The 12,852-nt window shown below is 30.7% G+C and carries 13 protein-coding genes and 1 pseudogene; 1 reads left to right on the plus strand and 13 read right to left on the minus strand.

The features are described from left to right. Nucleotides 1-215: 215 nt before the first annotated feature. The 13 genes and pseudogenes from JJD95_RS05710 to JJD95_RS05770 form a co-directional block, all read right to left on the minus strand. Nucleotides 216-413 (minus strand): hypothetical protein, encoded by a 198-nt coding sequence (locus JJD95_RS05710; protein WP_291641239.1) that lies wholly within the window; start codon nt 411-413, stop codon nt 216-218. Nucleotides 414-624: 211 nt separating this feature from the next. Then, nucleotides 625-1,518, minus strand: a complete 894-nt coding sequence (locus JJD95_RS05715; protein ID WP_291641241.1) for an MYG1 family protein — start codon at nt 1,516-1,518, stop codon at nt 625-627. Between the two features lie 40 nt (nt 1,519-1,558). After that, nucleotides 1,559-2,437, minus strand: coding sequence for a patatin-like phospholipase family protein (locus tag JJD95_RS05720; protein WP_291641243.1), 879 nt, complete (start codon nt 2,435-2,437; stop codon nt 1,559-1,561). Further along, on the minus strand, nt 2,424-2,639 hold the full coding sequence (locus tag JJD95_RS05725) for a hypothetical protein (RefSeq protein WP_291641245.1): 216 nt from the start codon (nt 2,637-2,639) through the stop codon (nt 2,424-2,426). The genes JJD95_RS05720 and JJD95_RS05725 overlap by 14 nt, the downstream gene beginning before the upstream one ends. Then, complete coding sequence (locus JJD95_RS05730; RefSeq protein ID WP_291641247.1) at nt 2,626-3,660, minus strand: N-acetylmuramoyl-L-alanine amidase; 1,035 nt, start codon at nt 3,658-3,660, stop codon at nt 2,626-2,628. Before JJD95_RS05730 ends, JJD95_RS05725 begins: the two co-directional genes overlap by 14 nt. A gap of 225 nt (nt 3,661-3,885) precedes the next feature. Further along, nucleotides 3,886-4,074: a ferredoxin gene (locus tag JJD95_RS05735; RefSeq protein WP_291641249.1), complete on the minus strand. Its 189-nt coding sequence runs from the start codon at nt 4,072-4,074 to the stop codon at nt 3,886-3,888. A gap of 26 nt (nt 4,075-4,100) precedes the next feature. Next, nucleotides 4,101-4,265: a rubredoxin gene (gene rd, locus JJD95_RS05740; RefSeq protein ID WP_291641251.1), complete on the minus strand. Its 165-nt coding sequence runs from the start codon at nt 4,263-4,265 to the stop codon at nt 4,101-4,103. A gap of 22 nt (nt 4,266-4,287) precedes the next feature. Further along, the gene (locus tag JJD95_RS05745) at nt 4,288-5,475 is read right to left on the minus strand and encodes an anaerobic nitric oxide reductase flavorubredoxin (RefSeq protein ID WP_291641253.1); all 1,188 of its coding nucleotides are present in this window, start codon (nt 5,473-5,475) and stop codon (nt 4,288-4,290) included. Nucleotides 5,476-5,579: 104 nt separating this feature from the next. Then, nucleotides 5,580-6,803, minus strand: a complete 1,224-nt coding sequence (gene fliB, locus JJD95_RS05750; RefSeq protein ID WP_291641255.1) for a flagellin lysine-N-methylase — start codon at nt 6,801-6,803, stop codon at nt 5,580-5,582. Between the two features lie 327 nt (nt 6,804-7,130). Continuing rightward, a pseudogene (locus JJD95_RS05755) lies at nt 7,131-7,304 on the minus strand (CC/Se motif family (seleno)protein); the annotation flags it as partial. Between the two features lie 392 nt (nt 7,305-7,696). Then, nucleotides 7,697-8,965: an ATP-grasp domain-containing protein gene (locus tag JJD95_RS05760; protein WP_291641256.1), complete on the minus strand. Its 1,269-nt coding sequence runs from the start codon at nt 8,963-8,965 to the stop codon at nt 7,697-7,699. 34 nt (nt 8,966-8,999) lie between these two features. After that, complete coding sequence (gene murF / locus JJD95_RS05765; protein WP_291641258.1) at nt 9,000-10,106, minus strand: UDP-N-acetylmuramoyl-tripeptide--D-alanyl-D-alanine ligase; 1,107 nt, start codon at nt 10,104-10,106, stop codon at nt 9,000-9,002. 11 nt (nt 10,107-10,117) lie between these two features. Further along, complete coding sequence (locus tag JJD95_RS05770; RefSeq protein WP_291641260.1) at nt 10,118-11,188, minus strand: YheC/YheD family protein; 1,071 nt, start codon at nt 11,186-11,188, stop codon at nt 10,118-10,120. A 322-nt stretch (nt 11,189-11,510) separates the two neighbouring features. Here JJD95_RS05770 and JJD95_RS05775 point away from each other — a divergent pair, with 322 nt between their 5' ends. Beyond that, nucleotides 11,511-12,809: an NlpC/P60 family protein gene (locus JJD95_RS05775; protein ID WP_291641262.1), complete on the plus strand. Its 1,299-nt coding sequence runs from the start codon at nt 11,511-11,513 to the stop codon at nt 12,807-12,809. Nucleotides 12,810-12,852 lie beyond the last annotated feature (43 nt).

Below are 12,852 nucleotides of genomic sequence, written 5' to 3' on the forward strand. Positions count from 1 at the left end.
CTAGTCTCCATGTAGCTTTATCAACATATATCTGAAAGTAAATTTAGTTATTTAAATTTTAGCATATCTTGCTTTAAGATACAATAATAATGCCTTTCTTTTGGAATTTGATAAAGATAAAACTCTAAGGCATCCCTCAGAGTTTTATCTATATTAACAGATGTGTTTAATCCCACTTCATTAAAATTATTTTATTTTAAAGAACTTGATTTTTTTTATACTGGGAAGAAAATTGGTATAAAAAGTATAGCACTTAAAATGACACATATTCCTGTAACACTTGTGCTCCCAAGTATATATTTAATACCTTTTTTATTATATTTATCATTTTTAAGATATCTTATACCTATGACCCAAAAAACTAATGCAGTTATTGTTACCATAGAAACCATTATAAAAAATAATTTAAGCATTTTAACCTCCAAAAGATTTTAAATTTATTGTTACTAATAATTCTATTTTAAATTACATTTCTATACTTTTTATTAACAAAGTATAAACATTTGTTAATATTTATATTTAAGATTTCCATATTAGCCATTATAAAAGGACTCTAGCAGTTTTACTAGAGCCCTTAATTTTGCTTTGAATTATTTAAATATCACAATACGCTGTTCTAATGGCTCAAATTGATAATTTCGCTATTTTTAGAGCACTCTCCATACTTTTAACCGATGCTATAAACCCTGCTTTGTGACAAAATATAGCGTCATCTATTTTAATTATAGAATTTATTTCTTCACTTGATTTTCCTCTAATGGATTCTAATATATCTTTTCTTGCTTCAAAAGTGTCCGGGGTTTTTTTAACAGTTTGAATCTTATACTCTGTATTATTGTCATCTGGTGAAATAACGAATAACACCTCAGTATTTATATCTATTTTAAGTAACTGTTGAAGCCAAGGACAACCGTTTTTCAAAACCATTATTTCTTTAATATCTCTATTTTCAAAAGCTTCATTTACTATTACCCTTGCTTTTATAACAGAAACCTGCCTACCTATTATTCTTTTTATAAGCTCAGTTGCATATCTAACAGCTTCTTCAAATGCCTCATCTTTGGAAAAGGTAGAATCCCACGATGGATTAAAACTTTGGATAATATCGCTTATTGTTGTTACTCTAATTTCTGAGTTTATATCTATGCCATTATCGGTAGCATCAATTCCCTGCAATATATTTTTATCAACATGATCAAAGATTGACGTTATATCATCTTCATCAAACTCAGAATTAAACTGTTGTATTACACGCGGCCCAAACTCTCTCCAAACTAAACCACAAGCAGCATAGGGAATATTATTTTCTCTTATTTCTTTATTTAATTGGTGATGGTCAAATTCTCCAAGACCTATGTCATAAACAAAATCTAGCTTCTTAAGCATATCCTCTTCTCTTGTTCTTGTTACCTTTATATCTCCTAATAGTAATCTGAGTATAGCGGTAGCCATAACATCGTCTGCATGAAATTTACCACTATGTGTTCCTAAAGTTTTAATATTCTTTTCATCAATCATAAGTTACCTCTTTCGTATTTATAGTATAATACATTTAGAACTAATCCCTTAGTAGTTTTTCTAAATCACTTATTTTACTGCAATAATCATAACCTATTCTAAACATTTCTTTACAATTACTATTATCCAATATATTGAAATTTTCTAGACCAGTAGGTTCAATTAATATATCACATTCCTTTTGCGCTAATTCTCTATTTATACTTATACTGAGTTCAAATGTTCGCACAGCTATTTCTTTTAAATTTCCTATTTTATCTATTTTACCACAAGCTAAAATATTAATTGCAATTATCTTATCACATTTACCTATTAGTGGTTTACAAGGTAGATTATCTAATAATCCTCCATCTATATATAGATTCCCATTTATTTCAACAGGCAAAAATAGCATTGGGATTGAGCATGAAGCCTGTATTTCAGGAATTAAAGGGCCTTCATCTAAATATTCTACCTTACCACTATACAAGTTAGTCACAGCAACGTAAAATGGGAGCTTTAAATCAGAAAAACTCCTAGCTGGTAAATCTCTTTCTATATTTTTTTGGAAATTATCTAAACTGAAAAGACCGGTAGTTGGCAACCTTAACTTAGCATAATCAATGAATTTATTATCTTTAATTAACTCCATTATTTCACTGGGTTTCTTTCCTGAAGCAATAAATGCACCAATAATGGCGCCAGCACTAACACCAGAAACAATATCCGGAATAATACCTTTTTCTTCTAAAGCCGTTAGTACCCCTAAATGTACAAACCCTCTAGCTCCTCCCCCACCTAATGCTATTCCTATTTTCAACTTTCCCACTCCCCATATACAATATTGTATTACACAACTTATATACCATGGCTTAGCAGCCTGCGTTTTTTCTCCTGAAACCAATTCTACTACTAATAAATTCGAATTACAAATTAACATCCGAAAGTTCCACTTGTATACACTGTTTTTTATTTCCCACTTTCCTGTCATATAGATTATTTTCATTTAATACATTTCTTGCGGGAAGCGTAACTGTAAATTTACTTCCTCTTCCACAAGCTGAATTTTCAACCCATTTGGATCTAAAATATAAAAATACTTTATATTCGGATTTGGCTGAAATTCGATTAATCCGTTTCACTTAAATATTTCATTATCCCATTAGAAATATTTAAGCCAAAACCAACTAAGGTATTATCACTAGAAAGCTTGCCTCTATCCTCATAATTAGTGATGAACCCACATTCCACAAGTATACTAGGCATTTTGGTAAGTCTTAAAACTGCTAATCCCCCTCCATGTATTCCCATATCAGTCCATGTACCACTCTTTAATAATTCCTCTTGAATAACACCTGCAAATTTACCCTTATCCTTTTGCTTATAATTAACATCATCATAGTAATAAGTTGAAACGCCTTTATACTCATTAGATGTATTCGAATTAATATGCACAGAAACAAATACATCCGCATTTTCGTTATTTGCTAAATCAGCTCTTTTATTTAAATCTTTTGTTACTAGCTTGTCCAATTCAACATCTGTATTTCTTGTAAATATGACTCTGCAACCATTATATCTTAAATTATCCACCATATATTCAGAAATTTTTAAATTTAGATCCTTCTCGAATAAATCACCATATTTTGCACCAACATCAACCCCTCCATGTCCGGGGTCTACTACAACCTTATATTTAAAAGGATTTTGTTTCTTTTTTATAAAAATCAATATCTTCTTATCATTTCCATAAGCTAAATGTACATAGTTTTCATCCTCAGTTAACTTTACAAAATCAAGTATAAATAAATTTTTATCTTCTTCAAAGTTAATTTCACTTAAATTAACTTTAGTTCCATTTTTAATATCAATATTTGATATTTTAGACTTATCTAATGTAATTTGGAATTTCTCTATATCTTCTTTAGGTTTGAAATTTGTTATAGCTTCAGTGCAATCTATAGTATATTTTTTATAAAATTCGTTTTCTTCAAAGTCAATAGTTCCATTTTCTGTTTTGCTTAACACTAGTTGATTAAATTTGTTTTCCCTATTCATAAAAGAACTTGTTATCATTAATAAAACTATTAATACTAAAACACACATTATCCTTCTTATTAGATATTTAGCCTTTAGTTTTTTCTTTTTTGAATGTTTAACCATTAACTTACTCCCTTCCCGAAATTTATTTACCTTAAATGCATAATACCACAATTATATAAATATAGTAATACTTTACATTAAAATAATTCCATATCATACAAATACTATAGGTAAAATTACAATGGGATAAATATAAAACTGCCTATCAAGATGTTTTAATCACCTCGATAGGCAGTTTTAAAAGGTTACACTATTTATAGCTTATGACATGTTGCATACTAATGATTACTTAATTGTTATGGCACTCACAGGACATTGCTGCTCAGCATCTTTGGCACTTTCCATTAGCTTCTCTTCAATTTCATTTTCCGATGCTTCTGCCAATCCATCATCATTCATCTCAAAAATTTCAGGACATACAGCAGCACACACTCCACATCCTATACATGTATCCTTATCAACAAAACCTTTCATAAAAATTAACCTCCTCTATTAATATATTATTCTTCTACTTTTTCAAAATCTGATTTTGGAACTCCACATAGCGGACAAACCCAGTCTTCAGCAATATCCTGGAACTTTGTTCCAGGAGCCACTCCACTATCACTATCTCCTTCTGCTGGATCATAAATATAACCACATACTGTACACACATATTTTCCCATAATAAACCTCCTTAAGATAAAATTAGATCTTTTCTATAATATTTCTTCCAAAATCCCTACATCTGTTTAACGCATCTTCATCTGGATTCCACATTTCTCTTATTCCTTCATTTACCACTTCAAAACCAGCTTTATTTAATTCTTCAGTAATTAATTTTGTAGACTCCCCACTCCATCCATAACTACCAAAGGCCGCTGCACTCTTTCCTTTAAATTCAAGTCCTTTAATCATTTCTAATATTGAAGCTGTTGAAGATAATATTCCTTTATTTATTGTTGATGAACCAACAAGAACAATCTTTGATTTAAAAACTTCTGTAATAATATCATTTTTATCACTTCTAGATGAATTAAAAATCTTTATTTTAATATCACTATTTGAACTCTTTACACCTTCTGATATGGCTTCAGCCATCCTTCTTGTGCCATTCCACATAGTATCATAAATTATTGTGATTTGATTTTCCTGATAATTTTTTGCCCATTCCATATATTTATTTACTATTTGCAATGGATTATCCCTCCATATTATTCCATGACTAGGACAAATCATATCAACTGGTAAATTAAAACTTAATATCTCCTCTATTTTCCGTACGGCGAATTTACTAAACGGAGTTAAAATATTTGCATAATATTTTATTGCCTCTTGATATAATTCAGCCTGATCAACTTTATCATTATACATAAACTCTGAGGCATAATGCTGACCAAAACCATCATTACTAAACAGAATATTTTCTCCTGACATATATGTAAACATGGTATCTGGCCAATGAAGCATTTTTGCCTCTATGAATGTCAATTTATTCTTACCTAAATCTAACGTATCTCCAGTTTTCACCTCTACAAAATTCCAATCCTTATGATAATGACCCTTTATTATTTTAACACCACTTTTTGTACAATAAATTGGGGTGTTAGGTATTTCCTTCATTAAATCTGTAAGTGCACCACTATGGTCACTTTCAGAATGATTCATTATTATATAATCAATTTTGTTTAAATCAATTTCATTTTTTAGATTAGCTATAAATTCTTTAGAAAACGGGCTCCAAACAGTATCCATTAGTACTGTTTTCTCATCTTCAATTAAATATGAATTATATGAAGAACCTTTATGTGTAGAGTATTCTTCACCATGGAATGATCTTAACTCCCAATCAATTTTACCGACCCATGTCACAGTATCACTTATTTTAAAACTCATTTAATACCCTCCATTCAATTCCAAATAGTTCACTATCAAGATACACCTATTATGAATATATTATCACTCATTATAATCACCCCCATTATAATTGTCAAATACCTTTAGAATTTAGGTAAAAGAATTTTAGCAAATTGCATATTATCTAACTTATTTACTTTAATATAATTTAGTACATCAACTGTATAAGTTTTGTGATGTCCTATAATCTTTGAGAAAATTTGGATAAATCCAACTATATCTTCTTTAGAATCCTCGTTATTATATAGATATTTCCCAACCAAATAAAATTTAATAAATGAGTATCTTGTCAAAAGCATAATATATCCATCAAATATAGATTCTGTTTCAGAAAATGGAAACATATTGTTATAAATAAAATTCACCAAGTAATTTTCAAAAATATAGCTATTATTATTTATAAATTTCTCGGTGTAATCTTCAAATGTTTTTATATACAATTTTGCATTTATTTCCTCTTCTTCCTCAAGCTTGAATGCAACTATAATTTGCCTAGTATATTCCTTAAAAGAAAGACTGTCCACCTCCTTAGACACATTTAAGAACCCCAACATCTTTTTAAAAAAATCCATCTGAGCAATATAATTTGTTTGATTTTTTTCATAAGTAACACTAACTGAATTTATATTATACTCTTTAATAAATTTAGGTACATTATTATAATTTTGTTTAGATTTTTTTTCTAATGTATTTAAAAATTCACCTAATATATAAAATCTTTGACTTAAGTCAAGTTTTCTATTTTTTATTATTTTAATACTCATATCTCTAATTTCTTTAAAATATTTTACCAGCGAATTATTGAATTTTTTAGATTTAGTATCAATATCACTTGATACTATATGTTTTTCCAGTTTTTCAGTACCTTCTTCAAATTCAATTCCTTCTTCTTTTAGTAAGATAATTCTTGCTGCTTCTGGACATGCTACGTCAAGAGACATTTCATAAACTCCATCTACTATATTGATTATTCTAGGAAAAGATGTGCAAACATTTGAAAGATATTCTTCCCCAAGCTTAGAATAAATAACACAATAATTTTCTTCATCTAAAAAAGCACACCTTTTTTCTCTTGTTAATTTTACTTTTCCATAATCTACATCACTATTTAGATAATTATCATTATTATGGACATTTTTTTGAAACATTTTTTTCATTTCTTTATCTTGAACTTTATAATACTGTCTGAAGGTTATCTTATCAATATCTATATCCCATCCAATACAACAGCTATCTTCACACTTTCCAGCTATACACTTAAATTCTTTAAAATAACTAGGATATCGTTTTTTTATATTTTTTCCCATTGTATACTTCCTTTGCAAACAAATCACTTCAAGTTTTCTGTTTTATATTTATTTTACTATATTATTTTAAATTTGTCAGATGTGAAAACAACATACTAATTCACTCTATTATATAATATTTTAGCGAATCTTTCCATATGAATATTGTGTAAAATAAGATGCAGAAATTTCATAACAATGATGCCGGTACTGCGGTTATTTGTTACTAACAGTGATTTAACAAACTGTGACCTTGTTTTAAATTTTAAAACTAACAGCTAAACAATACTTGCTAAATTTATAAGGATACTTTGAAATGCTTAAGCCAAATTCATGGAATAAATACACCTAAAAGCTAATCTGTATGCCATCCACTTCCAGTTCCTTCATCCAGAGAAATTTTCTCAGGAATATATGCAACTTTTTGTTCTTAATTCGTGTATCTTTCCTGACGAATACACTTATATCGTAAGCTTTATACATATCATAATTATCTGCTATTGGAGGTTTGCCCAACTGAACTGTAGGGCTCTGTACCGCGCATCATCCCCCACTTGCGGACTTCACAAAAAGTGTTACTGAGTTATCTTTAGAGTGTTTTCTAATAAAATCAGCAGTATTTTTCTCAATAATTATATTCATAAATTACAACTCCTTTTCCTTTTCCTTTGCCATTCCCAAGGGATATCACGAGGTAAATAAAACACTACATATTCTTAGTGTTTTATTATTTATCTATGTTTTTATTATAGTTGATTATTATGAATAATTTATGAACAAATAACCCGTTCGCCTGTTTTCGAGTTAGGCTATCTACTTTCTCAGTGATACTGGCTAGCTTTCTTTATATCTAAAATCATTAAGGGTTACAGCAACGAATAAATCATTGCTGTAACCCTTAATTAATTTTTTAATTATTTTTCCTCCATCTGTGGCAAGGCAATCAAATCTTCTACTGCTTTCTTTTCATTATTTGATATAAGTTTAAAAGAAATTTGTGAAGCTGCAAATTTTGCATTGACTTTCGCTTCTTCAGCAGTATTACCTATTGCTATAACATATGCATATCTGTTTCCCATGGATAGCGGAGGTGTAAGAAGACCTCCTTTTCTTGGCTTTATATAAACTTTTTTCACTCCTGGGGATTTAAAAGCTTTATTTCTACCAGTAACTCTTTCAAGTATTCCTGATTCTGATACAGTCACATATTGAGCAAACACATTACTTGTATATTTAGGTTTAAAATTAGGTTTCTGTCCAATCAGCATTTTCAGGGTTTCTTTTACTAAGTTTATTCCAAGACCTGCTTTAATTAAATCATTCATTCCACCACCGGAGATTCTAGGGTTGATTTCAACAAGCTTCCAAGTGTGGTTTACCAGTCGCATTTCTAAGTGACAAGGTCCATATTTTAGTCCATGTTTACTTATAATAGTTTCCACTGCACTCTTTAGCTTATTATAAAAATCATCTTCTGGATGCATTAAAAGTTCATATCCTGTAATGATAAATCTTTCACCAAAGGTAATTTCTTGTTTGAAAATTGCTATAATGTTAAGATTCTCCTCATTAACAATAGTTTCCACTAAATATTGAGGCCCATCTAAATATTCTTCAATTAATATTGGTTCTTCTGGATATTTTCCAAACATCTTCTTACTGTTGTGATTGAATTCTTTATAACTAGTGATTTTTAAAACATCTTTTGAACCTGTGGATTTAGGCGATTTCATAATGAATGGTAGATATTTTCTAACTTCAATTTTAGAAGGTATTAATCCTTCAGATAACATCACAAAAGCAGGAGCATAAGTAGTACCAGAAAGAACCTCTCTAGAAGAAATTTTATTCAGCATTGTTCTAATAGCATCTGTAGTAAAATGATTTAGTCCAAATTCTTCAGACAGTAAAGCTGCAGTGTAACAATGAACATCTACAAAACTAGCAATTGCCAAAAGATCAAGTGCTTTTACAACCAGACTTCTTATAGCTTTTCTAATTTCTTCAATATTATCTAAATCGCATAGAAGCATGAGGTGTACATCTGGGAACTCCGTACGTTGCTTAAGGAGGTTTTTCTTATCGGTTAGAAGTACAGTATAGTATCCTAGTTCATCTGCTGCCTTAATTGCCTCACGACTAGATCCTGATTTTTGAGTTCCTATAAATACAATTGTCTTCATATAAATAACTCCTTTACATATATATAGTTATTCATTAGTATATTTTGTAATAGTCACATAGAAAACATACGGTTTCATACATATTCAAACGACTAGCACCTTTTACTAGAATTGTTGTTCCGGGTTCTATCATATTTACTAACTCACGATGCATTACTTTTCTATATAATGGAGTCTTATGACTAAGTTTATCTGCTGAAAAACCTGATGCTACTGCTCCAATTCCTATATTTATAGAAATATTCCCATAGGTATAAAGGAAGTCAATACCTTTAGTTGCAACATACATCCCAAGTTCTTTGTGATATTCATCAATTTTATCACCTAATTCAGGCATGCTCCCTAGAATAGCTATTTTCTTTTTCTTTCCTATGGCTGCTAACACATCTAATGCAGCTTTCATAGCAGGTGGATGAGCATGAACAGTATCGTCGATAACAGTTATTCCATTTTGCAATCTATGAATATTTAATCTATGCTCCGGAATTTTAGCATTTTTAAGTCCATTTTGCATATCAATTAGAGAAAATCCTAGTTGATGTGCTACACCTATAGCAAATAGAGAATTATACACATTGTGTTTTCCTAGCATAGGACAAACAAATGAATGAACTTCCCCATCTAAATTCACATTAAAAGTCATTCCATCAAGGGTATATTCTACGTTTGTTCCACGATAATCTGAATCCACGTCAATTCCAACAGTGAAGAGCTTTCCGGTAAAAGTATTAATAGGAATAAGTTTAGAATTTTCATCATCAGCATTAATAAAAAATAAGCCGGAAGGATGCACACCTTTTAAAAGTTCAGATTTAGCAGCAGCAAGTTTTTCGATACTGCCCTCAAAATTACCAATATGAGCAAGGCCAATGCCCGTGATAATTCCTATATTTGGGCGCAGAATGTTACAATGTTCTGTAATAACTCCTGGGTATGCCATACCGTATTCAAGCACAGCAGCTCGATGTATGAAACTAATTCTCTTTGCATGTTCTTTGGTTTTTTCAGTTGTATTATTATAGGTATTAGATTCAAATACAACCCAGTTCTCTCTTAATATAGCAGCTAAAAGAGTCTTAACTGTAGTTTTGCCAGCACTGCCTGTAATTGCAATAATGGGTTTTTCACCATTTAATAGCATGTGTTTCACCTCTATTCAGATTTGAGATTTTCTAACAATTGTTTATTTTCTTTTTCCTTTACCAAAAACATGGCATACCTTATTGTATTTATAACTACATCTAATTCCAAATAAAAGGTAGGTGGACATCCTGGTCGCCAATTAATTTCGTAAAGCCATATTTTACGCATGTCATCAAGCCCCACATCAATTCCTAATTCGTCAATAGTTTCTGAAAATGTTTCCTGCTGAATCTTATCCATGTGTTCTGAAAGTTGTAGGGAAAAAACTTCTAAATATCGCTTAATATCATAATACTCTTCACCAAATTCTTGTTGTAAAAAAGGTACAAGATAGTTGGTGGAACCTCCGCTATTTATATTTGATACAACACTTCCACTGCAACCAAAACGCGGATAGGTAGCAGTAATTACCCATTTACCCTCTCCATTTTTTTGAACATGAAGTCTAAGGTCATAGGAAATTCCATCCTTAGTTTTGCAATTAATATAGGGTTGAGCTAGATACAGATCTTCTCGTATTCTGTCCAAAACAAAATCCCGCATTTGCTCAAAGCTGAAAATGCGCTTTTCAGGTCCAATTAATACATGATATTTTTCGTTAACCGTTTCTATGAAGTTTACTCCCTGACCTTTATGGCCATTTACTGGTTTAAATATAATTTTGCCGTATATCCTTAAAATCCTAAAAAAAGCTTTTGTAGAGTGGATATATTCAGAAGGAATGAGATACTTAGTGAATTCATCATATTTCTCTAGTCTTCGTTGAACCCTCATCTTATTTCCTATTGAATTTGTAGTAAAAGGAATTTCTTTTCTTAATGCATTTATTATTTCGCTAGATTTTGCTAACTTTTCTGGACTTCCTGTATTATATATTACATCCGGAAAAGAACTTTCAGTTTCTTGCCAAATACCATCTTTATAAATGTAACCACTAATTTTCCTCTCATCAAAGTTTACTGATCTTGGAGAAAAATATAAGAGTTCTGCTCCTTCTGCCATTGCAACTGCTGCGTAAGCATAGGATTTTTGTACAGTTCGAGGATCTTTACGATGGTGCAGCATTCCTATCAAAATCAAAAACATCACCCCTTAGGTTCTTTCCAGGGTATAGAATACAATACCCCCATGAACCTAGTACATTATATGCAGTGATACATAATTTTGATAAAGATAAAATACATTTTTTTTATGGTTCTTAGAAAGATTACGGAAACTAGTGAAATACTGGGAAACAGTTTCATTTCAATATTTCTCATTATTACCAATAATTATGAATTGAATAAGGGTTTATCCCATGTTACAATTTTTATACAGATGTAATTGAAAATCACTTTAATTACGTCTAAATAATATTTGGAGGTTATTTATGAAAAAAATTTCTGTTTTGGTGATTGCACTAATGCTAATTACTTACATCAACATTAACCCTGCTTGGTATACTACAGCACAGGCTGCAATCACTACACCTGTTAACGAAAATCAAGTTGCTATTGATCAAAAGGCAGATGATATTGTGAATACTGCCATGAGTCTAATAGGACAAGCTACCTATAATCACTACGAGTATAAACCTACCGCCCCTTATGAATTTGGATGTAGTGGTTTTATTTATTATGTATTCCTACAGAATGGTATAGATATGAATACCAGAAATACTCAGTTTCAAGCTGACCTCGGGGAATATGTACCTAAAGATCAGTTGCAAAAAGGAGATTTAGTATTTTTCGATTCAAGCCCTGATGATGCATACCCAGTTACACATGACGGGATATATATCGGGGATAATAAAATCATTCACATGGCTGATAGTATAAACAATGTGGTGATTTCAGACTTAGATAGTAAAGCATACTATCGTGATTATTATAAAATGTCTCGCCGCCTAATTCCAAGTTATATGCCTTCAGCTAATCCTTCTCCAGGGGAAGAAATCGTTAATGTAGCAGAAAGTTTAATTGGAAAAGTACAGTATGGTACTTACAATGAAAATACACTAACTTTTAATAATACTGGATTTGATTACTATGTTTACAAGAAGACTGGTATTGATTTAGGAACTCAAAGTTTAAGCCAGCAGGCTAATTTAGGGCAGTATGTTCCTAAAGATCAATTACAAAAGGGTGATCTTGTTTTCTTTTCAAACGATTCAAGTAACGGAGAAATTAGGCTAGTTGGAATTTATGCTGGCAACAACAATGTTATTATCAATGCAAGCTCTTCAATTGGTGTTGTAAAACGTTATATGTCAACATATTTTTATGAAAATAATTATGTAACAGCACGCCGTGTAATATCAAGCTCTACACCTACAGTCAATGAAGGAAATAAAATTGCTACTATGGCAGAGGGTTTAATTGGAAAGGTAAATTATGGTAGTTCTTATAATGAAAGTACACTTACCTTTAACAGTGCAGGATTTATGTATTATATCTATAATAAAAATGAAATTGACCTAAAAACAAAAGATGCAAGTGAACAGGCTAAATTAGGAAGTTTAGTTTCTAAGGAACAATTACAAATAGGTGATTTAGTGTTCTTTTCTAGAATTCCCGGTTCAGAAAGGATTTCACTAGTAGGAATATATTCCGGTAATGGCAATGTGATTATCAATGCAGGAACATCAACAGGTGTTGTAGAACGTTCCCTGCAAAGAGATTATTATCAAAAGAGATATGTAACAGCACGTCGTATACAGTAACCTATGTAGGTTGCACCCGATTGGCGCCTGGCAAGTTATAAAA

This window comes from Clostridium sp., assembly GCF_016650035.1.
Lineage (GTDB): Bacteria > Bacillota > Clostridia > Clostridiales > Clostridiaceae > Clostridium_AD.

Coding starts and splice junctions, on each gene's coding strand:
- JJD95_RS05710 (WP_291641239.1), bottom strand. CDS start 413: ATGCTTAAATTATTTTTTATAATGGTTTCTATGGTAACAATAACTGCA.
- JJD95_RS05715 (WP_291641241.1), bottom strand. CDS start 1,518: ATGATTGATGAAAAGAATATTAAAACTTTAGGAACACATAGTGGTAAA.
- JJD95_RS05720 (WP_291641243.1), bottom strand. CDS start 2,437: ATGTTAATTTGTAATTCGAATTTATTAGTAGTAGAATTGGTTTCAGGA.
- JJD95_RS05730 (WP_291641247.1), bottom strand. CDS start 3,660: ATGGTTAAACATTCAAAAAAGAAAAAACTAAAGGCTAAATATCTAATA.
- JJD95_RS05735 (WP_291641249.1), bottom strand. CDS start 4,074: ATGAAAGGTTTTGTTGATAAGGATACATGTATAGGATGTGGAGTGTGT.
- rd (WP_291641251.1), bottom strand. CDS start 4,265: ATGGGAAAATATGTGTGTACAGTATGTGGTTATATTTATGATCCAGCA.
- JJD95_RS05745 (WP_291641253.1), bottom strand. CDS start 5,475: ATGAGTTTTAAAATAAGTGATACTGTGACATGGGTCGGTAAAATTGAT.
- fliB (WP_291641255.1), bottom strand. CDS start 6,803: ATGGGAAAAAATATAAAAAAACGATATCCTAGTTATTTTAAAGAATTT.
- JJD95_RS05760 (WP_291641256.1), bottom strand. CDS start 8,965: ATGAAGACAATTGTATTTATAGGAACTCAAAAATCAGGATCTAGTCGT.
- murF (WP_291641258.1), bottom strand. CDS start 10,106: ATGCTATTAAATGGTGAAAAACCCATTATTGCAATTACAGGCAGTGCT.
- JJD95_RS05775 (WP_291641262.1), top strand. CDS start 11,511: ATGCTAATTACTTACATCAACATTAACCCTGCTTGGTATACTACAGCA.